Source organism: Streptomyces sp. NPDC086554, from assembly GCF_040686095.1.
Taxonomy (GTDB): domain Bacteria; phylum Actinomycetota; class Actinomycetes; order Streptomycetales; family Streptomycetaceae; genus Streptomyces.
Genome location: NZ_JBFBJK010000008.1, coordinates 205,235 through 229,383, shown reverse-complemented (window position 1 = coordinate 229,383; position 24,149 = coordinate 205,235). Strand labels below are relative to the sequence as shown.

The window sequence follows — 24,149 nt, the reverse complement described above, 5'->3', positions numbered from 1 at the left end:
CCGTGTGATCGAGGGCCTGAGGGGACCGTGTGATTACGTTTCCCCATGCCCCTCGCCCAAGCCGCCGACGGCACCGCCCTGCACTACGAAGTCCACGGCTCCGGCCGGCCCCTGGTCCTGCTGAGCGGCCAGTCCAACAGCCGCCGCTGGTGGGACCCGGTACGGGACGACTTCGCCGCCGCGCACCGGACCGTCGTACTCGACTGGCGCGGCACCGGCGAGAGCGGCCGCCCCGACACCGACACGTACAGCACACCCGGCTTCGCCCGCGACGTCGTCGCCGTACTCGATCACGCGGGGATCGACCGCGCGCATGTGTACGGCACGTCGATGGGTGGCCGCGTTGCCGATGGGGTCTCCCCTGCTCGAGCGCAGCCGAGAGCTTGGGGAAGGCTCGGCGCCGACCACCCCGGGCGGGTCGACCGGCTCGTCCTCGGGTGTACGTCGCCGGGGGCGCCGCACGGCGTCGAGCGGGGGCCCGAGGTGCGCGCCGCCCTCAGCCAGGCCGATGGCGCCGCCGCGCGGCGGTCCCTGCTGGAGCTGATGTACACGCCCGGCTGGATCGCCCGGCAGGGTGAGCAGTCGGTGTTCCACACCCTCGGCGACCCGACCATGCCCCCGTACACCCGCCGCCGCCATCTGCGGGCCGGCGCCCGGCACGACGCCTGGGACGCGCTGCCGCGGATCGCGGCGCCGACGCTCGTCGTGCACGGCACGGACGATCTGTTCAACCCGACCGCCAACGCGCCCCTGCTCGCCGAGCGCATCCCGGATGCGCGGATGCGGCTGCTCGCGGGGGCGCGGCATGCGTACTTCGAGGAGTTCGCGGGGGTGGCGACCCCGCTCGTCCTTGACTTTCTGTCGGAGACCTCGGGCTAGGGTTCCCCGCGCCCCTTCGGGGCCCTACTTCCCGCTGCCGTACGGCCTCGTCAAGATCTCCAGGCTGTGGCCGTTCGGGTCGTCGAAATAGGCGCCACGGCCGCCGTCGTTGGTGTTGATCTCGTTGACGATCTTGTGGTACGGGTCGGCCCAGTAGGTGAGGCCCGCGTCCTTGATGCGGCCGAAGATGGCGTCGAACTCGTCCTCGGACACCAGGAAGGCGTAGTGCTGGGGCGTGATGGGCCCGCCGTCGCTGTCCATGTAGTCCAGCGTCACGCCGTTGGGGATCGCCACGGGAAAGAACGGACCGAACTGGGGACTGACCTCCAGGCCGAGCATGTCGGCCAGGAACTGCGCGGACGCCTTCTTGTCCTTGGCTGTGACGATGGTGTGGTTCAGTTCGATGGACATCGTGCGACCTCTCTCCACGTCCGGATTCCGCGTCTGAAGTGTCTGTGCTGACATCTTCGACACTAGGCCCGCGCAGGCCTCCCGGCATCGGCCACACGGCCCCCCACCTGGTGCGCAATGCGAACTAGGGCCGCGGTCCGAGGCGACATCCGGCCACTCGCATGGCCTAACGCCCGTCCGGGGCCGGGCGGTGCTCGACGTACTCGATCACCGTCCCGTCGGGGTGCCGCGCGCTGAATCCCGCGCCGGTCGGCACCGGCTTCAGGGGGTCGGTGATCTCGGCGCCCGCGGCCGTCAGACGGTCCAGATACTTCTGCGCGCTGTCCACGAGGAGCGTGCCCGCCGTGGCCCGGAAGGGCACCACGCTCTCGTCCGTGCCCTCGATCAGCAGGAAGCCGCCGACCGCCGCGAGCCCGAGATTCAGATCGGGGTACGTGAACCACATGTCCCGTTCCACACCCAGGAGTTGCTCGTAGAAGGCAGTGACGGACTCCAGGGTGCCGGGGCCCGTGAAGACCCGTACGAAGGTGCGGGGCTCGGTCAGGGCCGATGAGTCGGTGGAGCGGCGCCACATGACGGCGCCGTCGGAGGGGTGTTCGCGTTCAGGGCTCTTCGTCATGCGTTCAGGCTCGCGGGCGGCGCCCTCCGCAGCCAGTACGGCGATGATGGGGTGACCAGGAGTATCAGGCTGCCCGGATTACGCTGCATCCATGACCACCGCGGAAGAGACCGCCCGGCGTGGCGAGTTGGGCACATTCCTGCGGGCGCACCGTGAGCGGCTCGCGCCGGGCGAGGTCGGGCTTCCCGCCACCGCGCGCCGCCGCACCCCGGGGCTGCGCCGCGAGGAGGTGGCCGCGCTCTCCGGGGTCGGGGTCGCCTGGTACACCTGGCTGGAGCAGGGCCGTGTGGACACCTCGCGGCAGGTGCTCGACGCGGTGAGCCGCACCCTCCGCCTCGACGCCGACGCGCACCGCCATGTGCTGGCCCTCGCGGGGTTCGCGCCGCCGCGCACCACGCTCGATCCAGCAATCACCGGCGCCCCGGAGCACGACAACGACAACGGCAACCTCCGTACGATGATGGACAGTTGGCCGGACTCGCCCGCCCTGCTGCTCGCCCCAGACCTCACCATCACGGCGTGGAACACCGCGTACGGCACGCTGTGGCCCGACCCCGGCCGCCTGCCCGCCGACCGGCGCAACCTGCTGCTCCTGCTCATCGACGACCCGGACCACCAGCGTCTGCTGCCCGCATGGGAGCCCTTCGCGCAGGACCTGCACCGCCACTTCCGCGCCCACGCGGACACCCTCCCCGGAGACGACGGCGTACGCGCCCTCACCGAGCGCCTGCACGCCACACGACCCGACCTCGCGCACTGGTGGGCATGCCGCTCGGTGGGCGGTTTCGCTCCTCGTACGATCGAAGTCACCAGCAAGAAAGGGCAGTTGACCTACACGGTCACCCTGCTCACCCCGGCCGGCAGCGCGCCCGGCTCGCTGCTGGTCCACACACCGGCGCCGGCGCCGATCTAGCATCGGCGGATGACCGACACCCTGACTCCCTCAGCCGTCGCCCTCACCGGAGCGTCCGGAAAGATAGGTTCGGCTCTCCGGCTCCAACTGCGCGATCACGTACGCCATTTGGTGCTCGTCGACCGGGTGCCGCCTGCCGAACCGCTCGCGGCCAACGAGCGGCAGGATGTACGGCAGGATCTCCTGGTAGGCCGCCGACTCGTACCAGTCGCGGACGGCGGCCCGGTCCGGGAAGGCGATGACGACGACATAGCCCGGCCAGGAGCCTTCGAGTTCCTCCAACTGGCCGCCGTGGACCAGGAAGTGGCCGTCGAACGGATCCAGGGTCGCCTGGATCCGTTCGATGTACGTGAAGACGTCCTCGCCGGGCTCTTCGGTGGGGCGCAGGTGGGCGATGGCGTAGGCGCTCATGGGGTCCTCCTGGACGCGTTCCGTGCGGATCGGTTCGATGGATTTCGATGGATCCGATCCTGCCGGGGCGCGCCCACGCCGTCGATGACGTCCGGGGTAATGCCGGTCCCGGCCGCGGCGTCAGATCGTGGCGGTGTCGATCACGACGCGGTAGCGCACCTCGGAGTTGATGACGCGCTCGTACGCGTCGTTGATCTGGTCAGCGTCGATGATCTCGATCTCGGCGCCGAGCCCGTGCACCGCGCAGAAGTCGAGCATCTCCTGCGTCTCGGCGATGCCGCCGATCATCGAACCGGCGAGGGTCTTGTTGCCGCCGATCAGGGAGAACAGGTTGAGGGCGATGGGCTCCTCGGGGGCGCCCACGTTCACCAGAGCGCCGCCCGTCTTGACCAGGCCCAGGTAGGCGCCGAAGTCCAGCGGCGCGGACACCGTGGAGAGGATCACGTCGAAGGAGCCCGCGAGGTCCTCGAAGGTCTTCGGGTCGCTGGTCGCGTAGTAGTGGTCGGCGCCCAGCTTCAGGCCGTCGTCCTTCTTGCGCAGGGACTGCGAGAGGACGGTGACCTCCGCGCCGAGCGCGTGCGCGATCTTGACGCCCATGTGGCCCAGGCCGCCGAGGCCGATCACGGCGACCTTCTTGCCCGGGCCGGCGCCCCAGTGCTTGAGCGGCGAGTACGTGGTGATGCCCGCGCACAGCAGCGGCGCGGCCTCGTCCAGGGACAGGCCGTCGGGGATGCGGACGGTGAAGGCCTCGTCGACGACGACGTGCGTGGAGTAGCCGCCGTAGGTGGGCTCACCGTCCTTGCCGATCGCGTTGTACGTGGCGACATTGCCGTTGAGGCAGTGCTGCTCAAGGCCCGCCTTGCAGTTCTCGCACTCGCGGCAGGAGTCGACCATGCAGCCGACGCCGACGCGGTCGCCGACGGCGAACTTGGTGACGGCGGAGCCGACCTCGGTGACGACACCGGCGATCTCGTGGCCCGGGACCATCGGGAAGATGCCCTCGCCCCAGCCGTCGCGCGCCTGGTGGATGTCCGAGTGGCAGATGCCGGCGTACTTGATGTCGATCAGTACGTCGGTCGCGCCCACCGGGCGGCGCGGGACGGTGGTCCGCTCCAGGGGGGCCTTGGCGGACGGGGCGGCGTAAGCGGAAACGGTGGTGCTGGAGGTGCTTGTCAGTGCGGTCATGTCGTCAACCGTGCCAGCCTCGCGGACATCTACCCAGGTCACAGCTCTGCCTACGTCCAGTGGTCCTACTACTGACGGGGACAGGCTGCGCCGCGTACGACCCTGGATACTGGAATGCATGGAAGCCGAGCCGACGCCGTCCCCCGCCCCCGGACCACTCGACGGGCGTGCCGAGCTCAGCGAGTTCCTGCGCACCCGCAGGGCCCGGCTGCAGCCCGAGGACGTCGGCCTGCCGAACTTCGGGCGGCACCGGCGGGTGCCGGGGCTGCGCCGCGAGGAGCTGGCGCAGCTCGCCGGGGTCTCCGTGGCGTACTACACGCGCCTGGAGCAGGGCAACGGCCGCAATGTCTCGGGCGAGGTCCTGGACGCGATCGCCCGCGCCCTGCGCCTCACGGACGCCGAGCACGCTCATCTGACGCATCTGGCCAAGCCCAAGCAGCACAAGAAGAAGCGGGCCGCCCGCGCCCAGCAGCTGCGGCCCGCGCTGCGGCACCTGATGGACGCGATGGACGGCGTACCCGCCTATGTGGTGGGCCGCCGCTCGGACATCCTCGGCTGGAACCGCATGGCGGCCGCGCTCTTCGGCGACTGGGGCGCTCTGCCGCAGGAGGAGCGGAACTGGGCGCGGATCTGCTTCCTGCACCCCGCGTCGCGCGAGCTGTTCGTGGACTGGGAGCAGAAGGCGACGGACATCGTGGCCTTCCTGCGGATGGACGCGGGCTGCTTCCCGAACGACCCGCAGCTCTCCGCCCTGGTCGGCGAACTCTCGGTGAAGAGCGAGGAGTTCAGGAGCCTGTGGGCCACGCATGACGTGAAGGAGAAGGGGCACGGCAGCAAGCGCATGCGCCATCCCCTGGTGGGCGAGCTCACGCTCTCGTTCGAGACGCTGCGGCTGCCCGACGACCACGATCAGTCACTGGTCACGTACCACGCGCAGCCGGACTCGGCGTCGGCCGACGCGCTGCGCCTGCTCGCCAGCTGGGGAGCGGACGCGACGCGGGCCGGGGCGGGCACCGGGAAGTAGGCGCCCGCCCCCGCACCGAAAAGAGGCGGCTTCACGGCTGGTAGGGCGGCGCCGCTCCCCAGTTCCACAGCGGCACGGGCTGGTCGGTGGGGCGGGTGGCGTCCGGCCCCGAGAAGTACAGCGCGAGGCGGGTGCCCCACTCGATGTAGGCGACGAAGGCGGACCGGAACTCGGCGTCCGTCGGCAGGCCGGCGTCGTCCGCCGCGTCCTGCATCAGGTTGACCCAGCGGCGGCGCTGCGGCTCGGTGATGCCCTTGCCGAGGTGCTTGCCGACCATGTGGGAGTGACCGCCGTGCTCCTGCGAGTAGGTGGTGGGGCCGCCGAAGACCTCGCCGAGCCACTGGGCGACGTGCCGGGCGTGCTCGACGGGCAGGCCGTCGAAGAGCGGCGCGAGGAGGTCGTCCTTGAGGACCTTGTCGTAGAAGATCTCCGTCAGGCGCTCGAAGTTCTCCTCTCCGCCCGCCCATGTGTACAGGGTCGGCGTCGAGGCGCCCGTGCCGCGCACGGCGGTGGGTGTGTAGTGGCGCATCTCCGCGATGTTCTCGACGTACGGCCGGATCTCCGCGAAGAAGTCACGGAAGAGCTCCGAGCCCCGGAAGCCCTCCAGGTGATCCTTGGTCGACGTCCAGGTGATGCGCAGGATGTAGTGCTCGAAGTCCTCCTCGCATCGCGTGAGTTCGTAGTCGACGCACTGCGGGGCGGCGGCCAGCGGGGCCGCGGCGCGGGTGTACGCGGCCAGGAACTGGGCGGAACGCTCGGGCGGGATGCGATAGCGGATGTACTCGACGGTGTGGGCGGTCATGTGACGTCGGCTTCCTCTGCGGTGGATGGTGCCGGCACGCGTGCTCCCCAGTCCCACAGGGCTTGCAGGACCGGGCCCAGTTCTCTGCCGTGGGGGGTGAGTTCGTAACTGACCGTGGGGGGCCAGCCGGGTGTGCGGGTGCGCAGGATGACACCCGCGGAGACCAGCTGGGAGAGCCGCTCGGTCAGTACCTTGTCCGACAACTCCGGGAGCGTGGAGGCAAGTTCGCTGTACGCGTAGGAGTCGGCGCGAAGGAGTTCGCGGACGATCAAGGTGGTCCAGCGGCCGCGCAGGGCGGCGAGGGCGATCTCCACGGGGCAGGCGGGGGTGGGCGCGGTGACCCGCGCCCTGGGGTCGTCGGGGAGCCCCTGGCTTACCGTTCGGTGAGTCACGAGGACGCCTCCTACTGTTGCCGGCACCGGTCCACTCCGATCCACTCCAGGAGGGTTACACATGTCGTCGATGGCGCTTCCCACCCGTGCCGAGGACGTTCCCGCAGCCTTCGCGGAGCGGTTCAACAGCGGGGATCCCCAGGCGGTGCACGAGCTGTACGAGGAGCGTGCCGCCTTCGTGCCGGAGTCGGGGGACGCGGTGCACGGGCTCGCGGAGATCGCGAAGGAGAACGGCCCGTTCCTCGCGATCGGCCTGCCGATCGCGGTGCGCCCCCGGCACGTTCACGTCTCCGGCGACATCGCGCTGCTCGTCGTCGACTGGGAGATCGAGGGCGTCGTGCGGTCCACGGCCACGGACGTGGCGAGGCGCGGCACCGACGGACACTGGCGATATGTGATCGACAGCCCTTTCGGCGCCGCGCCGGGCCTCAACGGCTAGCTACTTTCCGTAGTAGGCGTTGTAGATCGACACCGTCGACTTGTTCCCCTTCTTGTCCGCGATCTTGGCGTGGAAGGAGATCCCCTTGCCCGCCGCCGGGTTCTTCACGGAGATCTTTCCGCCGCTGACGGTGGCCTTCTTCCAGGTCTGGCCATAGTCGTACGACACGTACACCGCAAGGGACTTGAGGTTCGAGCCCGCCGCCGCGCCCTGCACCGAGACCGGCACGGACTGGGTCTGTCCGGCCGCCGCCGCACTGCTCAGGTCGACCGCCGGCGCGAACCGCGCCGTGGAGACCGGCAGCTTCGCGTTGTCGGCCTTCTTGGAGCGGAACGTCCAGCTCGCGTCGATGCGCGTGGAGGCGGCCGCCACCTTGACGCTGCGCTTCACGGACGTCGACAGCTTGTACTCGGCCTCGGCCGCCGGGACCTTGAAGGTGGCGCCGCCGACCAGCGGGTCATCGTTCTCGCCGATCTTGGTGGAGCCCTTGTAGAGGGTGGTCTTCACCGACGAGTAGAGCGAGGAACCCGCATGCGTCTTGCCGTCGGCGAACAGCGGCAGATAGCCGCCGATCTCGTTGCCCTCGCGGGTGACGCCGAACTCGCCGCCGATGCGCGGACCGAAGACGGCCGTGTTGAACGTCTTCTCGTAGCTCTTGCCACCGGTGAACTTCTGCGCCGCGCCCAGCGAGTAGACCGCGTCGAGGATCGGCCAGCCGTCCGGGTCGAGACCGGCCTGCTGCTCGAAGTTCATGCCCCACTTCACGTCGTCGGCCGTGGAGAGGTACAGCGTCCGGGTGCCGGGCAGCGGCTGCGGAATGCTGATCGAGGAGCCGCCCGAGCTGCCGGGAAGGTACCCCAGAGCGCCGATCGCGCCCTTCTTGCCCTTGGTGGACGCGCCCAAGTTCGCTTTCACCGTGGCCAGTTCGGACGCCTTGAAGTGCTTGGTGTATCCGGTGGCGACCTGCTTGACCTTGCCCCCGAGCACGATGTCGTACTCGGCGTCGTCACCCTTGACCCAGTGGCCGTCCCACTGCTGGTGCAGCGAGCCGTCGGTGACCTGCGGACCCAGGTGCGCGGCGCGGAAGTCGGTGTACGCGTCCAGGAACCAGCCGAAGGAGTAGCTGCCGCGGGCCGTGTCGACCGTGTAGTCGGGCGATGCGAAGTACGACTTGGCGTCCGCCGACGGGACGGTGATGTCCACCGGCTTCGTCGTGCGCGCGTCCAGCGTCACCGTGGTGTTCTTGGTGATGCTCAGCTTCGGCTGGGCGATCCAGTCGGCGCCCTTGGTGAAGTCGGCCGGGTCGGCGTACATGCTCGTGTTGAGCAGGTAACCGCCCTTGGGGACACGGAGCTTGACCGTGCCCGACGCGTCGAACGGATTGAACGACTTGTCCGCTGCGAGCCCGGAAACACCCTCCAGGTCGCTGTCGTAGTACTTCGGGGCCTGCCCGTCGCGCCCGATGTGCTTCAGGGTCAGCTCGTACGACTCGACCTCGCGCTCGACGGCGGCCGCCGTGCGCACGGACTGCCCGCCGCCGGTCGCCACGACGTACGCGGAGTACGCGCCGTCGACGGTGCCGCCCAGCTTGGAGTCGGCGGTCAGGTCGACCGCCACCGTGCCGCCCGCGGGGACCTTGACGGTCTTCGCGCCGAGCTTGAAGAAGCCGGCCGGGGCCGGGTCGCCCTTGGGGTTGGTGGCCGTCACCGCAAGGTCGAGGGTGACGTCCTCCTTGCCGAGGTTCTTGTACGTCACCTTCTTGGTGACCGGCTTGTCGTCGGTGTGCGGCCACGCCTGCGTGCCGAAGCTGACGGAGACCGGCTCGGCGACGACCGACTGCTTGATCGCCCTGTCGACGGCGATGCGCCCCGAACCCTGCTGGAACGGCGTGTACTTGCCGCCCTTCGTGGACGCGGTCAGCACGCCCTTCAGCTCTGCGTACGTCCAGTCCGGGTGCTGCTGCTTCAGCAGCGCCGCGGCGCCCGCGACGTGCGGGGTCGCCATCGACGTACCGGAGATCGTCAGATAGCCCTCGGGCTTCTGGCCGACCTCCTTCTCGATGACGCTGCCGGGAGCGGCGGCCGCCGTGATGTCCACGCCGGGTGCCGTCACGTCGGGCTTGATGGCGCCGTCGCCGACGCGCGGGCCCTGGCTGGAGAAGTCGGCCAGCTTGTCGTTGTCGTCGACCGCGCCGACGGTGAGCGCGGAGTCCGCGCTGCCGGGCGAGCCGACGCTGCCGGGCGCCCCGTCGTTGCCCGCGGCGATCGCGAAGAGGATGCCCTTCTCCGCGGAGAGCTTTTCGACCTCGGCTTCGAGCGGGTCGACGCCGGGGGTGTCAGGGCCGCCGAGGCTCAGGTTGACGATGTCGGCGCCCTGGTCGGCCGCCCACTCCATGCCCGCGATGATCCCGGAGTCCTCACCGGAGCCGGTGTCGTCGAGGACCTTGCCGTTGAGGAGCTTGGCGCCGGGCGCCACGCCCTTGAACTTGCCGCCGGACTTCGCGCCCGTGCCCGCCGCGATGGACGCGACGTGCGTGCCGTGGCCGTAGTGGTCCGTGGCGTCCGGCGCCGGGGTGAAGTTCTTCGCGCCGACGACCTGGTCCTTCAGGTCGGCGTGCGTGGCGTCGACGCCGGTGTCCAGGACGGCGACCTTCACACCCTTGCCGTCGAACCCGGCCTCCCACGCCTTCGGTGCGCCGATCTGCGGCACGCTCTTGTCGAGGCTCGCCTTGCGTACGCCGTCCAGCCAGACGCGGCTGACGCCGGTGGCGGTGGACTGCCCCTTCCCCGGGACGAGCGCGGACCACAGGTCGGTGGCGTCCTGCTTCGGGGTCGTGATGGCGTCGGCATTCAGGGTCTTCAGGGTCCGGCGTACGGTCGTGTCACCGGCGGCCCGCACATCCGACCTGGCACCGGCGGCGGCACCCTGGTAGCCGACGATCAGCTTGAGGCCCTTCTGCTGGGCCCTGCGGTTGTCCTTCTTGCTCAACTCGGTGACGTCGAAAAGCCGTTGGTCGAGCTTCCCGGTGGCGATCAGACGCTGTGCGTCGGCCGGGATCACCAGTGTGTGCCCGCCGACGCGCTTGGTCAGTACGGGTATCCGCTCCCGCCCCTTCACCCGCTCGAAGCCGGTCACGCGGCCCTTCGCGTCGACGGCGACGCGATCGCCGGTGATCAGCGTGATGCGGTGCGCGGTCCGGGTGGCCTGTGCGGCCTGTGCGGTCTCTAGGTCCTTGAGCGGGTCGGCCGCCGCTGTCGGGCTGGTCATGCCCGCGGCGAGGGCCACGGTCGCCGCAGTGGCGACCGTGGCCCCGAAGGCTCTCTTCACTTTTCTGCGCAAGTCTCCCCCTGGAGGTTAAGGAGCTATCGCCCCTTGGAGGAGGAAGTATGCCGATCCTCGAACACCTGCTCAATAGGGAGACAGAAGTGGTGAGTTGGTGTCAGTTCGGTGTCGGCGCGTTCTCGGTGACTTTGATCAGGCCCTTGCGGATCGTCGCCACGCGCGGCGCCTTCCGGGCGATCGCGCTGTCGTGCGTGACCATCACGAACGTCAGGCCGTGCTCCTTCCACAGCCCTTCGAGAAGCTCCATGATCTCGTCGCGCATCGACTCGTCGAGATTGCCGGTCGGCTCGTCGGCGAGCAGCACCTTCGGCCGCTTGACCAGGGCGCGGGCGATGGCGACGCGCTGCTGCTGACCGCCGGAGAGCTCGGCGGGCAGATGGCTTCGGCGCTCTCCCAGACCCACCGACTCCAGGGCATCGGCGGCGCGTTCACGCCGGTCGGCAGCACGGAGCCCCAGCGGGACGAGCGCCGTCTCGACGTTCTCCTGGGCGCTGAGCGTGGGGATGAGGTTGAAGGACTGGAAGACGAAGCCGATGGACTCGGCGCGGACCTTGGTGAGCCGCGCCTCGGGCAGCGCGGCCAGATCGACCCCGTCGAGCTCGACACTGCCGGACGTCGGCCGGTCGAGCCCGCCGAGCATCTGCAGGAGCGTGGACTTGCCGCCGCCCGTCGGGCCCTGGATGACGAGCCGGTCACCGTCGCCGATGGCCAGGTCGACCCCGGCGAGCGCGTCGACGGTCTCCCTGCCCCTGAGGTACTGCTTGGTGACGCCTTTGAGCTGATACATGGTGTGACTCCTGCGATACGTAAGGGGGTTGGCGGCCGGGAGCGGTGAGCTCGGCCGCCTACTCGACGCGGCGCAGAGCGTCCGCGGGCCGCAGCCGCGAGGCACGCCACCCGCCGAAGGCGCCCGCTATGAGACCGCCGGCAACGGCGAGGCCGACGGCGAGCGCGATGGTGGTGGTGCTGACCGGCGCGGTAAGCGAGATGTCCAGAGCCTTCAACGCCGCCTGGCCGAGGCCGCCACTGGGGCCGCCGGGACCGCCGACCGTGAGGCCGCCGCCCGACTGCCCGCCGCCGGAGCCGAGTTCGGCGGTCAGGGTGGGGCTGATCGCGGTCACCACATACGCGGCGCCGAGGCCGACGGCGATGCCGAGCGCGCCGCCCACCAGGCCGTTGACGACCGCCTCGCCGACGACCTGCCGGGTCACCCGGCCGCTCTTCCAGCCGAGCGCCTTCAGGGTGCCGAACTCCCGTACGCGGCGGCTGACGGCGGAGGAGGTGAGCAGTCCGGCCACCAGGAACGCCGCGACGAGCACGGCGATCGACAGCCACTTGCCGACGCTGGACGCGAGGTCGGACGCGGTGGACAGGGAGCCGGAGACGGTGTCGGCGAGATCGGCGGAAGTCGTCACCGTCGTACCGGAGATGTTCTTCTGGATGGCGCTCTTGACGGCGCCGATCTGCTGCGAGTCCGCCGCCTTGACGTACACCGTCGTGATCTTGTTCTTCGAGTCGGCGAGGGTCTGCGCGCGCTTGAGCGGGACGTAGAGATCGGCGGCGGCGTCCCCGCTGTCGGGCGTGGCAATGCCGACGACCTTGATCTTCGTCCCGGAGATCGTGACCGTGTCGCCCACGGAGAGCTTCTTCTCCTTGGCGTACGAGGCGTCGGCGACGGCCACCTTGGCGTCCGACTCCGACCCCGTGAACGTACGCCCCTCGGTGATCTTGGATGAGGTCAGCGGGCCGAGGCCGAGCTTGCCGACGTCGGTGCCGTAGACGCTGTAAGAGTCGACGTCGAAGTCGGCGCCGCCACCGCGCACCTCGCCGCCCTGCTGCTGATCGGTGCCGCCGCCGGGCGGCGGTGCATTGCCGCCCGAGCCGCCGGGCGCCTGCTCGAACTCGCCCTGCTTGAACCGCCCGTCGACCTTCATGACCTGCAGGCTCAGACCGCCGACGGCGTCCGCGACCCCGTCCTGCTCACCGACCTCGGCGACGGTCGACGAAGCCAGCGTCTGGAAGCCCTGGACCATCACCCGGTCACTGCTCTGCTCCTCACCGTCCTTGCCCTTGGCGTCGAACTTGAAGCGCGGCCGCCCGCTCTGCCCGCTCCCTTCCTTGGGCGGAGTGGCCGCCTTGGTCACGGTCATGTCGGTGCCGAGCCCGTAGAGCGATTCGAGGACCTTGCCCTGGGCCTGCTTCATGCCGGACGAGACCGAGTTGACGACGATGACGAGCGCGATGCCGAGCGCGAGTCCGGAGGCCACGACGAGGGCCGCTTTTCTGCGGCGGCGCAGCTCGCGCCTCAGGTAAGTGAAGAACATGTGCGTGAAAGTAGGTACGCACCGTGATGAACGGATAAGGGCGGGATAAGAGAACGATGAGAAGCCCAACGGCAGCGGCCCGCACCCCTGTTGAGGAGTGCGGGCCGCTTACGTGCGCGGGACCGAGGCTCTAGACGGCGGAACCGGCCTTCCACTCCGCCCAGTTCATGACCCAGCCGTTGAAGCCGTTGTCCGGCTGAACGGTCTTGTCGCCGGTGTTCCGGACGTCCACGACGTCACCGACCATCGAGTTGTCGTAGAACCAGGCGCCCGGAGTGCCCTTGTCGCCCGCACCCTTGGCGTCTTCCAGACCGACACACCCGTGGCTGGTGTTGGCGCCGCCGAAGATGGACTTCGCGCCCCAGTAGTTGCCGTGGATGAAGGTGCCCGAGTTCGACAGGCGCATGGCGTGCGGCACGTCCTTGATGTCGTACTCGCCCTTGCCGTCGTCGTCCGTGAAGCCGACCGTCGCGCCGTTCATCCGGGTCTCCTTGAACTTCTCGGAGATCACCATCTGACCGTTGTACGTCTTGTTCTCCGGGGAGCCCGCGGAGATCGGGATGGTCTTGACGACCTTGCCGTCCCGCATGACCTTCATCGTCTTCGTCTTGGCGTCGACGATGGAGACCTGGTTGCGCGCGATCTTGAACTGGACCGTCTTCTCCTGGACGCCGGTGACGCCGTCAGCGCCCTCGACACCGTCCAGGGACAGCTTCATGGTGACCGTGGAGTTGCCCTGCCAGTACTTCTCGGGCCGGAAGTCGATCCGGTTGTCCCCGAACCAGTGCCCGACAACTTCCTGGCCACTGCTGGACGACACCTTGATGTTGGACTGAACGTCCTTCTTATTGCTGATCGCCTTGTCGAAGTTGATCGACACCGGCATGCCCACGCCGACGGTGGACCCGTCCTCGGGCGTGAAGTTCCCGATGAAGCTGTTGGCCGGCGAGACCGTCGTGAACTTCGAGTTCTCGTGCGCCTTGCGGCCCTCGGAGTCCTTGGCGGTGGCAGTGATCTTGTACGTCGTCGCGCGCTCGAGCTGGCCGCTGGGCTTCCAGCTCTTCTTGTCGGCAGCTATCTGCCCCTCGACGGCCGTACCGGCCTCGGTCGTCATGGCCACATCGGTAAGGCTGCCGTCGCTCACGGTCACCTTGGCGGCGTTGTTGATGCTCGCGTTGTCGGACCCGTCCTTGGGCGCGATCTTGATGTCGGCATCGGACGACTTCTTGGCCGCCGCCTCATCGACCTTGCTCTGCGACTCCTTGGCGGCGGCACCACTGTCGCCACCGTCGTCGCTGCTGCAGGCCGAGAGCACCAGAACGCCGCCGACCAGGGCGGACACGGCCGCGAGCCCCTTGCGTCGACCGCGCAGCCGCCTACTGTCCGTCATCACACGCTTCTCCATCGTTTCCGAATCCCCAACCACGCCAAGAACGAACGTCGGGAGTCCCCGTAACCCCGCATAACGTCCTGCCCGGTACGTCCCGTTCCACTACCGCCGATTGTGTGGGGAACACCACGTCGCGCGAGAGCACCGGTAACAGCCGTGCACCCCTGAGACGACAGAACCCCGGGCGGCGGTTGCCACCCGGGGCCTTCGGTTCCGGATCAGCCTCCCCGGCTTCGATCCGTCCCTCTGCTACAGCTCCCGGCCGCCTTCGCCGCCCTCGTCGTCGTCATCATCCTCGTCCGGGTCCCAATCCGGCGAATCGGGGTCGTACTCGATCTGCTCGCTGCTCCAGGAAGCCTGCGAGAGCTCGACCCCCGGCACCTGACTGACCAGGTCGAACGGGTCGACGAGATAGGCCAGCGCCTCCGCGTCGTCCTCCTTGACGGCCGCCTCGGCGTGCAGCCGCTCCTCGGCGGGCATGTGCTCGTCCTCGGCGATGCGGCCGAGCGCGGACTTGGCCAGCTCGCCGGAGTCGTCGATCTCGACGACGAGTTCGACGCGAAGCCGCACAAAACGTGATGTCTCATCTGTACTCATGCCCCGGAGCGTACGACCAGCACGCACCCCGCGCCCCCGCGACTTTCCCGCGAGCCATCCCTTTCACTACCATCGCCCCACACGGCCAATTCGCCAGCGCCACAAGGGGGATCCGATTCCGTGTCCGCACGTCGATCGCTGCTGACCGCCTCAGCCGCGGGGGCCCTTCTCGGCGCCCTGTGCTTCATCCCCTCCGCGAACGCGACGGGCCACGAGTCGCCCGCGGAACGCACCCCCCACTCCCTCCGCGGCGAACAGCAGCACCGCGCCACCGGCACGGAGACGACCACCACCGCCGATGCCCGCCTTGCGGACACGGGCGCGGGCGTCGACACGACTCCGTACGTGATCGGCGGAACGGCGTTCCTGGGCCTGGGAGCGGCCTTCGTCGCCCACTCGGTACGACGGGACCGACGGGGCCCGGCCTACTGAGCCCCGGCGGATCCGATGCACCGAAGAGGGCCCCACCGTCACGACATGACGGTGGGGCCCTCTCGTACCAGAAGGTGAAGTGCTGCTACGCCAGCGGGCCGGTGACTCCCTCGGCCGCCTCGATCACCCCGCCGGAGCGGACGAATTCATCCGCCGCCGCCAGGTCCGGCGCGAGGAACCGGTCCGGTCCAGGCCCCTGCACACCCGCCTTGCGCACCGCCTCGATCACCGCGCGGCTCGCCGGCGCCGGTGCCAGGCCCTCGCGGAGTTCGATCGCGCGGGTCGCCGCGTACAGCTCGATCGCGACGATGCGGGTCAGGTTGTCGACCGCCGTGCGGAGTTTGCGCGCCGCGGACCAGCCCATCGACACGTGGTCCTCCTGCATTGCGGAGGACGGGATCGAGTCGGCCGACGCCGGCACCGCGAGGCGCTTCATCTCGCTCACCAGGGCCGCCTGCGTGTACTGGGCGATCATCAGGCCCGAGTCGACACCCGCGTCGTCCGCGAGGAACGGCGGCAGGCCGTGCGAGCGGTTCTTGTCGAGGAGACGGTCCGTGCGGCGTTCCGCGATCGAGCCCAGGTCCGCCGCCGCGATGGCGAGGAAGTCCAGGACGTATGCGACCGGAGCGCCGTGGAAGTTGCCGTTCGACTCGACGCGGCCGTCGGGGAGTACGACGGGGTTGTCGACGGCGGAGGCCAGCTCGCGCTCGGCGACCAGGCGCGCGTGCGCCATCGTGTCCCGGCCCGCGCCCGCGACCTGCGGCGCACACCGCACCGAGTACGCGTCCTGGACGCGCGGCGCGTCGTCCTGGTGGTGGCCGGTCAGGCCCGAACCGGCAAGGACGGCAAGCATGTTGGCGGCGGAAGCGGCCTGGCCCGGATGCGGGCGGATGGCGTGCAGCTCGGGCGCGAGGACCTTGTCGGTGCCGAGGAGCGCCTCCAGCGTCAGCGCCGCCGTGACGTCCGCGGACTTGTAGAGGGCGTCGAGGTCGGCAAGGGCCATCACCAGCATGCCCAGCATGCCGTCCGTCCCGTTCAGGAGGGCAAGGCCCTCCTTCTCGCGGAGCTCGACCGGCGCGATGCCGTGCGCGGCGAGCAGCTCGCCCGCGGGCTTCAGCTCGCCGTCGGGGCCCTCGGCGTCTCCCTCGCCCATCAGCGTCAGCGCGCAGTGGCTGAGCGGCGCCAGGTCGCCGGAGCAGCCGAGGGAGCCGTACTCGTGGACGACGGGCGTGATGCCCGCGTTCAGCACGTCGGCCATCGTCTGCGCGACCTCGGGGCGCACCCCGGTGTGCCCCGAGCAGACCGTCTTCAGGCGCAGGAACATCAGCGCGCGGACCACCTCGCGCTCGACGCGCGGGCCCATCCCCGCCGCGTGCGAGCGGACGATGTTGCGCTGCAGCTGGGCGCGGAGGTCGGGGCCGATGTGCCGGGTGGCGAGGGCGCCGAAGCCGGTCGAAACGCCGTAGACGGGATCGGGCTTGGCCGCGAGGGCGTCGACGATCTCGCGCGAGGCGGCGAGGGCGGTCACGGCTTCGGCCGAAAGCTCGATGCGGGCGTTGCCGCGCGCGACGGCGATGACGTCCGCTGCGGTTGTCCCGGACGTCCCCAGGACCACGGTGTGCATATCCATATTCAGCAGCGTACGGATTGAATCGACGCCTGTCACGGGTGAGTACGGTCTCAGCCTCTTACCGACCCGTAGCCCCAGGGACGGCAGTCACCTCATCCACGCCCCAGCGCGCCCCGCAACGCGACGCCGTACCGGCTGCGCAGCGTGCGTATCTCCCACACCGAGAGCGTGGTCGCCGACACCGGCGCCCCGAGCGTGGCGCACCGCGCAGCCCGTACCTCGGGCGCCGAGCACTTAACTGATCATGGACATGCCCTGCCCTGCCCGCCGCGAGCACAGCACCGCACGCCCCGCACCCTCGTCCCTACGACGCCCCCCGCCCCCGGAACCGCCGCCGCTCCCCCACCGGCAGCGCTCCCTGCGAATCCGCGAGCCGGACCACCGGATCGTCCGCGCCCTCGCGGCCCGCGACCACCGGCTTCGGCGCGCGTGCCGCCTTCGCGCGGTACTGCGCCGCGTCCGCGAGTCGGAACAGGCGGCGGCCCGAGCGGACTTCACCGATCCGGTCCTCCGTCGACGCGACCCCGCACGCGACACCTTCCCCCAGCTCCAACTCGGCCGCCCGTACGCACAGTTCGTCCGCGACCCGCACCACCTCGTCGGCCGTGGGCCCCACCGAGAGCAGGCAGAACTCGTCCCCGCCGAGCCGCGCGGCCAGCGTCCCCGGCAGCATCGCCCCGCACAGCGAGAGCACAGAGCCGAAGCGTTCGAGGAGCCGGTCGCCGACCGCGTGCCCCCGGGTGTCATTGACGCGCTTGAGGCCGTTGACGTCGCACACGACCAGGCTCACCACCACGCCCTCCGCACGGTGCCGCGCCACCGCCTCCTCAAGCCGCAGATCGACCGCGCGCCGGTTGGCGAGGCCCGTCAGCGAGTCGGTGAAGGCGAGGCGGCGGGCCTCCTCCAGACGCTCGGTCTGCGCGATGCCCGCCGCCACGACCGACGCGAGCACCGTCGCGAAGTCCGCGTCCGCCCGGTCGAAGACCGGCGCACCCACCGGCCGCGCCACATACAGCTCGCCCCACGCCCGCCCGTGCAGCACGATCGGCGCGACCACACAGGCACCGCGGCCGCGCCTGCGCAGGGCGGCGACCCGCTGGTGGCAGTAGCCGGGGGAGCCGTCGTCCGCGGCCCCCCTGGCCGTCTCGACCCAGGCGTGCGGCGCACCGCCGCCCGCCCACCGCTCATGCAGGAACTCGGTGATCTCCGGGAACTCGTGCACCGGATACGACTCGCCCTCAGGGAACTCTTCCTCGCCCTCGGCCCGTTCGCCCACGTTCACGAGCACCCGCAACCGCCCCAGGTCCCGCTCCCACACGGACAGCGCGGCGAAATTCCCGGACAGCGCACGGCACGCGCCGACGGCGGCCGCCCGCCACGACTCGCGTGGGGTGTGCGCGGCGGCCATACCCTGCGCAAGCGCCACCACGGCCCGCAGCCGGACTTCCTCTCCCATCTCCCTAGGCTAGGAGATTCACGACATTTTGGGCGATCGGAACATTACACAGAGTGCGGAGTCACCCCCGCAGCCCCTGCTTCTCCCGGGCGACCGCTGCTTCTACTCGCCGGGCCACTGCGGCTTCCGCTTCTCGTTGAACGCCGCGACGCCCTCCGCACGGTCACCGGAGAAGGCCACCGAGCGCCAGGCCGCGTCCTCGACCTCGAGCCCGGCCCGCAGGTCGAGCCCGTGCCCCAGGCGCAGGGCGCGCTTGGCGGCGCGCAGCCCGACGGGCGAGTTGCCGGCGATCCGCGCGCCGAGCTCCAGCGCCTCGGTACGGTCATCGCCCTCCCCCACCAGCTGGTCGACGAGCCCCAACTCCCGCGCCTCGCCCGCCTCCACGCGCCGCGCGGTGAACACCAGCTCGGCGGCCCTCGCCGCCCCCACCCGGCGCGGAAGCAACTGCGTACCGCCGCCGCCGGGAATGACGCCGACCGACACCTCGGGGAGCCCGACCACGGCGGTCGGGTCGGCGACGATGAGATCGCAGGCGAGCGCGAGCTCGAAGCCGCCACCCAGCGCGAAGCCGTGCACGGCGGCGATGGTCGGCATGGGCAGTTCCAGTACGCCGGTGTAGGCGGCCCGTGCGGTGGGACGCTGGCGCACCAACTCGGCGTCGGAGAAGGAATTGCGCTCCTTCAGGTCGGCGCCGACGCAGAAGGCCCGCTCATGGGTGGAGGTCAGGACCACGACGCGGGCGTCGCGGTCATCGGCGAGGGCGGCGCAGGCTGCACCGATGGAGCGGGCCATCTCGGTCGAGACGGCGTTCATGGCCTTGGGCCGGTCAAGGACGAGTTCGGCGACGTAGCCGTGCCGCCGGACCCCGACAAATTCCCCGTACCGCTGCTCGCCGCCCATTGCTTTCCTCCACGTGGGGTTAACGATCGTTATCGCATTGCACGAGGATCATGTCACCGCTGCGGAGTGCTGGGTGGGCGAGCGGGAAAAATCCGCCGCGAAGCGGCGGCACAGAAGGAGCTCAGCCCCGCCGAGCCAGAGTCCACGGCTCAACAACACCAAGACCCCGCACGGGCCGCTGCCACATCGGCTGCAGCGCAAACCGATAAGAGGGCGGCTCCTCCCCCTCCTTCTCCGCGGCAGCGGCCGCTTCCGCCGCCTCCGCCTCGGAGGCCGGCGCATCGCCCGTACGCGTCAGCTCCACCGCGAACGCCCCGTCCACGAGGACCGCGTCCCGAGGCGCTATCGACGTGAGGCGGCTCGCGAGGTTCACCGTCGTACCGAAGACATCGCCCATCCGCGTGGTGACCGTCCCGAAGGCGATGCCGACGCGCAGCTCGGGCATGGTCTCGTCGTTGGCCATGGTCTCGATGAGCCGCAGCGCGATCTCCGCTGCGGTGCCCGCGTCATCGGCGGCGTACAGAACTTCGTCGCCCAGCGTCTTGATGAGCCGCCCGCCGTGCGCCGCGACAAGATCCGCGGCGGTGGTCTCGAAGGCCTCGACGAGCTCGCCGAGTTCCTCCTCCTCCATGCGCCGGGTGAGGCGCGTGAACCCGACGAGGTCGGCGAATCCGACGGCGAGCCGCCGGTCGACCATCTCCTCGTCATCCGCGGCCTGGACGACGCGCCCCGTGGCCGCGGCGAGCTGCCGCCGCCACACGTACACGAGGAACTCCTCCAGCTCGGGCAGGAGAAGCTCTATCAACGGGTACGTCACTTCGGTCCGCGTCATGCCCGGCTCGGGCGGCTCCGTCAGACCCTCCAAGAAGGAGTCGATCTGCCATTCGGCAAGGCGGGCGGTGGTCTGCCCGGTCGACCTCGCCACCTGCACCGCCATCGCCTCGCTGAGCAGCCCCGCCTCGACGAGACCGGCGAGACGGCGCAGCGCGAGTACGTCCGCCTCGGTGAGGGCCTTGGCCTGTCCGATGTCCGGGAACCCCATGGCCCGCCAGAAGCGGGAGGCAAGCTCCATGGATACGCCGGCGCTGCGGGCCGCCTGGAACGGGGTGTAGCGGCGGTCCGCGCCGAGGATCAGCCCTTCGAGGCGCAGGGCGAGGGGGTCCTTCTCCGGCTCCTCGTCGACCTCGCCCGCCCTGGAGGGCGGCTCGGGCGGCTCTGCGGCCGAGCCGGAGCCCGTGTCGTCGACGGTCACGCCTGCTGCCCTTCCGATCTGCCGCGGTCAGGTATCGACCGGCGCCAACTTTACGGCAGGTGTGCCCCAGCTCACGCCTGGCGGGGCGCCTTGGACTGTTCCTCCGCCCCGTTTCATCCCACCGGCAGCACGGCTGACGAACAACCTTTCCCGCCCACCCGCCCAATACCCCGCAGTCGCGCCTGCACGAGCAAGCCTTTCCCACCCACCCACCCGATTGCCCGGCACCGGGGCAGCCGGGTAGAAGACGACGCGCAGACCGCCGCCCTCCGCGCCCACCCCACCGACTGCCCGGCACCGAGGTAGCCGGGTAGAAGACGACGCGCAGACCGCCGCCCTCCGCGCCCACCCGACCGACCGCCCGGCACCGGGGTGGCCGGGTAGAAGACCGCGCGCAGACCACCACCCCCCGCACCCACCCGACCGACCGCCCGACACCGGGGCAGCCGGGCAGAAGACGACGCACAGACCACCCCCCTCCGCGCCCACCCGACCGACTCCCGGCACCGGGGCAGCCAGGTAGAAGACGGCGCGCAGACCGCCGCCCCCCGCGCCCAAGACGGACCGCACCGCAGTCCGTCCAAGGCCAAGAGCACGCCCCCGCCCCAAGACGGACCGCACCACCCCAGCCCGTCCAAGGCCGCAGGCCCGCCCCGCCCCCCTAAACCCCCCGCACATGCACAATGTCCCCCGCCCCCACCGGCTCCTGCACCCCGTCCCCGGTGGCGAGAACCAGTCGCCCGTCGCCGTCCACCGCCACCGCCTCCCCCGTGATCGACCGATCACCCGGCAGCTCCGCACGGACCTTGCGGCCCAGCGTGGCGCAGCCCGCCGCGTACGTTTCCTGGAGGCCGGACGCCGCCGGGTCGCCCCCGGCGTCGCGCCAGTCGGTGTACCACTGGTCGAGGGAGCGCAGCACGGCCCGCAGCAGCGGGTCACGGTCCGTTCCGGCGGCCCCGGCCAGCGCGAGCGACCCGGCGCCGGGGACCGGCAGCTCGTCCGCCCGGAGCGTGACGTTGATGCCGACGCCGACGACGACCCCGGCACCACCCGCCCCCGCCCGCTCCGCCAGGATCCCGCCCGCCTTCCGTTCCTCGCCGCCGACCGTCACAAGGAGGTCGTTCGGCCACTTGAGTGCCGTGTCCACCCCGGCCACCCGCGAGAGCCCCGTGGCGACGGCGACCCCGGTGAGCAGCGGCAGCCACCCCCAGCGTTCGACCGGCACATCGGCGCCCGGCTTCAGGAGTACGGAGAAGAAGAGCCCGGAGCGGGCCGGCGCCGACCACCGGCGGTCGAGGCGGCCGCGCCCCGAGCTCTGCTCCTCGGCGACGAGGACCGCGCCCTCGGGGAGCTCGTCCGCGCGGGCGGCCAGGTCCGTGTTGGTGGACCCCGTCGCGGGCACCACGTCAAGGGAGGTCCACAGTCCCCCCTCCCGCACCAGCGCCCGCCGCAACGACGCGGCGTTCAGCGGTGGCCTTTCCAGGTCCGACCAGCGGCCGGCGTCGGAAGCCTCGCCGGGGGTCTGGTCAGGGGTCTCGTCAGGGGTGTCCGAAGCGTCGTCTGAAGCATCTCGCGGCGTCATGCAAGCCACCTTAGGTGTGGTAAACGCCGCACTGCTGATCTGTATGCGCGCCGATACCCTACGAGTCAGTAGCCGGAGATCACCAGCATCCGCAAGCCGCATCCGCAAGCCGCCAATAGCCCCTTTGAGCAGGCAGGGAGCCGCATCCCTATGTCCGAGCCGGAAGAGCCCAACGTGCCCGTGCCCAGCGCCGCAAGCGATACCGAGAACGCCACCGCCGCCACCCCCGGTATCGACATCCATACGACTGCGGGAAAACTCGCTGATCTGCAGCGCCGCATCGAGGAGGCCAAGCACGCCGGCTCCGCTCGCGCGGTCGAAAAGCAGCACGCCAAGGGCAAGTTGACGGCACGCGAGCGGGTCGATCTGCTCCTCGACGAGGGCTCCTTCGTCGAGCTCGACGAGTTCGCCCAGCACCGCTCGACCAATTTCGGCCTTGACGCCAACCGCCCTTACGGCGACGGCGTGGTGACCGGTTACGGCACTGTCGACGGCCGCCCCGTGGCGGTGTTCTCGCAGGACTTCACCGTCTTCGGCGGCGCCCTGGGCGAGGTCTTCGGGCAGAAGATCGTCAAGGTGATGGACTTCGCCCTGAAGACGGGCTGTCCGGTCATCGGCATCAACGACTCCGGCGGCGCCCGTATCCAGGAGGGCGTCATGGCCCTCGGGATGTATGGGGAGATCTTCCGCAGGAACACCCACGCATCCGGCGTGATCCCGCAGATCAGCCTGGTCGTCGGGCCCTGCGCGGGCGGCGCGGTCTACTCCCCGGCCATCACCGACTTCACGGTCATGGTGGATCAGACCTCGCACATGTTCATCACGGGCCCGGACGTGATCAAGACGGTCACGGGCGAGGACGTCGGCTTCGAGGAGCTCGGCGGCGCCCGCACCCACAACTCGACATCCGGTGTCGCGCACCACATGGCGGGCGACGAGAAGGACGCGATCGAGTACGTCAAGTCCCTGCTCTCCTACCTGCCTTCGAACAACCTCAGCGAGCCGCCCGCCTTCCCCGAGGAGGCGGACCTGGAGCTGACGGACGAGGACCGCGAGCTGGACACGCTGGTCCCGGACAGCGCCAACCAGCCGTACGACATGCACAGCGTGATCGAACACGTCCTGGACGACGCCGAGTTCTTCGAGACGCAGCCGATGTTCGCGCCGAACATCGTCACCGGCTTCGGCCGGATCGAGGGCCGCCCGGTGGGCATCGTCGCCAACCAGCCGACGCAGTTCGCCGGTTGCCTGAACATCGACGCCTCCGAGAAGGGCGCCCGCTTCGTCCGCACCTGCGACGCGTTCAACGTCCCGGTCATCACCTTCGTCGACGTACCCGGCTTCCTGCCGGGCGTCGAGCAGGAGCACACGGGCATCATCCGGCGCGGCGCCAAGCTGATCTACGCGTACGCGGAGGCGACGGTCCCGCTGATCACCGTCATCACCCGCAAGGCGTTCGGCGGCGCGTACGACGTCATGGGCTCCAAGCACCTGGGCGCCGACCTCAACCTGGCCTGGCCGACCGCGCAGATCGCGGTGATGGGCGCGCAGGGCGCGGTGAACATCCTGCACCGCCGCACGATCGCCGCCGCCGACGACCAGGAGGCGACCCGCGCGCAGCTGATCCAGGAGTACGAGGACACGCTGCTCAACCCGTACACGGCCGCCGAGCGCGGCTACATCGACGCCGTGATCATGCCGTCGGAGACCCGCTCGCATCTCGTGCGCGGCCTGCGTCAGCTGCGTACGAAGCGGGAAAGTCTTCCCCCGAAGAAGCACGGCAACATCCCCCTGTAGACCGCGCGCCGGCAAGGAGACCACTCATGATCAAGGTCGTACGGGGCAATCCCACCCCGGAGGAGCTGGCCGCCGCACTGGCGGTGGTCCAGGCGCGCGCCGCGGCGGTGGCGAACCAGCCGTCCGGCGCGCCCGCGGTCCTCGACGCCTGGGCGGACCCCGCGCGGGTGGCCCGCGACAAGATGCCCGCGCCCGGGCCGACGGCGTGGGGGCGTACGTACTGGCCCGTGTAGGGCACAAGAAAATGAGCGGTACGGGCCGGGGGGGCGGGGGGGGGGGGGGCCCGCGCCCCCCCCGCCCCCCCCCCCCGAAAGGGGGAGACGGGGGGGGGCCCCCCCGGACCCACCCCCCCACGCCCAACACGGGCAGACC

The 24,149-nt window shown here is 70.4% G+C and carries 23 protein-coding genes; 7 read left to right on the top strand and 16 right to left on the bottom strand.

From position 1 onward, the window contains the following. Positions 1 to 45: 45 nt before the first annotated feature. Complete coding sequence (locus tag AB0O76_RS15705; protein ID WP_365490362.1) at positions 46 to 879, top strand: alpha/beta hydrolase; 834 nt, start codon at positions 46 to 48, stop codon at positions 877 to 879. A gap of 24 nt (positions 880 to 903) precedes the next feature. Here the strand turns inward: AB0O76_RS15705 and AB0O76_RS15700 are convergent, their stop codons facing one another. Both AB0O76_RS15700 and AB0O76_RS15695 read right to left on the bottom strand, forming a co-directional pair. After that, positions 904 to 1,290 (bottom strand): VOC family protein, encoded by a 387-nt coding sequence (locus AB0O76_RS15700; protein WP_365490359.1) that lies wholly within the window; start codon positions 1,288 to 1,290, stop codon positions 904 to 906. 166 nt (positions 1,291 to 1,456) lie between these two features. Beyond that, positions 1,457 to 1,909, bottom strand: coding sequence for a VOC family protein (locus AB0O76_RS15695; RefSeq protein ID WP_365490357.1), 453 nt, complete (start codon positions 1,907 to 1,909; stop codon positions 1,457 to 1,459). 91 nt (positions 1,910 to 2,000) lie between these two features. On the opposite strand from AB0O76_RS15695, the gene AB0O76_RS15690 reads away from it, so the two are divergent. Next, positions 2,001 to 2,822, top strand: a complete 822-nt coding sequence (locus AB0O76_RS15690; RefSeq protein WP_365490354.1) for a helix-turn-helix transcriptional regulator — start codon at positions 2,001 to 2,003, stop codon at positions 2,820 to 2,822. Between the two features lie 30 nt (positions 2,823 to 2,852). Here AB0O76_RS15690 and AB0O76_RS15685 read toward each other — a convergent pair whose 3' ends face one another. Both AB0O76_RS15685 and AB0O76_RS15680 read right to left on the bottom strand, forming a co-directional pair. Next, positions 2,853 to 3,233 (bottom strand): DUF1330 domain-containing protein, encoded by a 381-nt coding sequence (locus AB0O76_RS15685; RefSeq protein ID WP_365490351.1) that lies wholly within the window; start codon positions 3,231 to 3,233, stop codon positions 2,853 to 2,855. 120 nt (positions 3,234 to 3,353) lie between these two features. Beyond that, the gene (locus AB0O76_RS15680; protein ID WP_365490348.1) at positions 3,354 to 4,418 is read right to left on the bottom strand and encodes an NAD(P)-dependent alcohol dehydrogenase; all 1,065 of its coding nucleotides are present in this window, start codon (positions 4,416 to 4,418) and stop codon (positions 3,354 to 3,356) included. Positions 4,419 to 4,536: 118 nt separating this feature from the next. Between AB0O76_RS15680 and AB0O76_RS15675 the strand changes: the two genes are divergently transcribed. After that, positions 4,537 to 5,442 (top strand): helix-turn-helix transcriptional regulator, encoded by a 906-nt coding sequence (locus AB0O76_RS15675; RefSeq protein ID WP_365490345.1) that lies wholly within the window; start codon positions 4,537 to 4,539, stop codon positions 5,440 to 5,442. A 31-nt stretch (positions 5,443 to 5,473) separates the two neighbouring features. Here AB0O76_RS15675 and AB0O76_RS15670 read toward each other — a convergent pair whose 3' ends face one another. Both AB0O76_RS15670 and AB0O76_RS15665 read right to left on the bottom strand, forming a co-directional pair. Next, positions 5,474 to 6,244, bottom strand: coding sequence for an antibiotic biosynthesis monooxygenase (locus AB0O76_RS15670; protein WP_365490342.1), 771 nt, complete (start codon positions 6,242 to 6,244; stop codon positions 5,474 to 5,476). Further along, positions 6,241 to 6,636 carry a helix-turn-helix domain-containing protein gene (locus AB0O76_RS15665; protein WP_365490339.1) on the bottom strand — a complete coding sequence of 132 codons (396 nt, stop codon included), beginning with the start codon at positions 6,634 to 6,636 and terminating at the stop codon, positions 6,241 to 6,243. The genes AB0O76_RS15670 and AB0O76_RS15665 overlap by 4 nt, the downstream gene beginning before the upstream one ends. Positions 6,637 to 6,697: 61 nt before the next feature. Between AB0O76_RS15665 and AB0O76_RS15660 the strand changes: the two genes are divergently transcribed. Next, positions 6,698 to 7,075 carry a nuclear transport factor 2 family protein gene (locus AB0O76_RS15660; RefSeq protein WP_365490336.1) on the top strand — a complete coding sequence of 126 codons (378 nt, stop codon included), beginning with the start codon at positions 6,698 to 6,700 and terminating at the stop codon, positions 7,073 to 7,075. Here the strand turns inward: AB0O76_RS15660 and AB0O76_RS15655 are convergent, their stop codons facing one another. From AB0O76_RS15655 to AB0O76_RS15635, 5 genes are all read right to left on the bottom strand, one after another. Then, on the bottom strand, positions 7,076 to 10,402 hold the full coding sequence (locus tag AB0O76_RS15655) for a S8 family peptidase (RefSeq protein ID WP_365490333.1): 3,327 nt from the start codon (positions 10,400 to 10,402) through the stop codon (positions 7,076 to 7,078). Between the two features lie 112 nt (positions 10,403 to 10,514). Beyond that, on the bottom strand, positions 10,515 to 11,204 hold the full coding sequence (locus AB0O76_RS15650; protein ID WP_365490330.1) for an ABC transporter ATP-binding protein: 690 nt from the start codon (positions 11,202 to 11,204) through the stop codon (positions 10,515 to 10,517). A 58-nt stretch (positions 11,205 to 11,262) separates the two neighbouring features. After that, positions 11,263 to 12,741 carry an ABC transporter permease gene (locus tag AB0O76_RS15645; protein ID WP_365490327.1) on the bottom strand — a complete coding sequence of 493 codons (1,479 nt, stop codon included), beginning with the start codon at positions 12,739 to 12,741 and terminating at the stop codon, positions 11,263 to 11,265. Positions 12,742 to 12,871: 130 nt separating this feature from the next. Continuing rightward, positions 12,872 to 14,131 (bottom strand): Ig-like domain-containing protein, encoded by a 1,260-nt coding sequence (locus AB0O76_RS15640; protein WP_365490324.1) that lies wholly within the window; start codon positions 14,129 to 14,131, stop codon positions 12,872 to 12,874. A gap of 249 nt (positions 14,132 to 14,380) precedes the next feature. Then, positions 14,381 to 14,728, bottom strand: coding sequence for a hypothetical protein (locus AB0O76_RS15635; protein ID WP_365490321.1), 348 nt, complete (start codon positions 14,726 to 14,728; stop codon positions 14,381 to 14,383). 120 nt (positions 14,729 to 14,848) lie between these two features. Between AB0O76_RS15635 and AB0O76_RS15630 the strand changes: the two genes are divergently transcribed. Further along, positions 14,849 to 15,160, top strand: a complete 312-nt coding sequence (locus tag AB0O76_RS15630; protein ID WP_365490318.1) for a hypothetical protein — start codon at positions 14,849 to 14,851, stop codon at positions 15,158 to 15,160. A gap of 85 nt (positions 15,161 to 15,245) precedes the next feature. On the opposite strand, the gene hutH is transcribed toward AB0O76_RS15630, so the two are convergent. From hutH to AB0O76_RS15605, 5 genes are all read right to left on the bottom strand, one after another. Further along, entirely contained in the window at positions 15,246 to 16,784 is a 1,539-nt protein-coding gene (hutH, locus tag AB0O76_RS15625) for a histidine ammonia-lyase (RefSeq protein ID WP_365490680.1), read from the bottom strand. 310 nt (positions 16,785 to 17,094) lie between these two features. Next, positions 17,095 to 18,246, bottom strand: a complete 1,152-nt coding sequence (locus tag AB0O76_RS15620; RefSeq protein WP_365490315.1) for a diguanylate cyclase — start codon at positions 18,244 to 18,246, stop codon at positions 17,095 to 17,097. Between the two features lie 102 nt (positions 18,247 to 18,348). Continuing rightward, positions 18,349 to 19,146 carry an enoyl-CoA hydratase-related protein gene (locus AB0O76_RS15615; RefSeq protein ID WP_365490312.1) on the bottom strand — a complete coding sequence of 266 codons (798 nt, stop codon included), beginning with the start codon at positions 19,144 to 19,146 and terminating at the stop codon, positions 18,349 to 18,351. Positions 19,147 to 19,267: 121 nt separating this feature from the next. Continuing rightward, positions 19,268 to 20,398: an adenylate/guanylate cyclase domain-containing protein gene (locus AB0O76_RS15610; RefSeq protein ID WP_365490309.1), complete on the bottom strand. Its 1,131-nt coding sequence runs from the start codon at positions 20,396 to 20,398 to the stop codon at positions 19,268 to 19,270. A 661-nt stretch (positions 20,399 to 21,059) separates the two neighbouring features. Next, positions 21,060 to 21,980 (bottom strand): biotin--[acetyl-CoA-carboxylase] ligase, encoded by a 921-nt coding sequence (locus AB0O76_RS15605; protein WP_365490306.1) that lies wholly within the window; start codon positions 21,978 to 21,980, stop codon positions 21,060 to 21,062. A 150-nt stretch (positions 21,981 to 22,130) separates the two neighbouring features. On the opposite strand from AB0O76_RS15605, the gene AB0O76_RS15600 reads away from it, so the two are divergent. Both AB0O76_RS15600 and AB0O76_RS15595 read left to right on the top strand, forming a co-directional pair. Then, positions 22,131 to 23,777, top strand: a complete 1,647-nt coding sequence (locus tag AB0O76_RS15600; protein ID WP_365490303.1) for an acyl-CoA carboxylase subunit beta — start codon at positions 22,131 to 22,133, stop codon at positions 23,775 to 23,777. Positions 23,778 to 23,803: 26 nt separating this feature from the next. Then, positions 23,804 to 24,010 carry an acyl-CoA carboxylase subunit epsilon gene (locus tag AB0O76_RS15595; RefSeq protein ID WP_135334516.1) on the top strand — a complete coding sequence of 69 codons (207 nt, stop codon included), beginning with the start codon at positions 23,804 to 23,806 and terminating at the stop codon, positions 24,008 to 24,010. Positions 24,011 to 24,149: the final 139 nt, after the last annotated feature.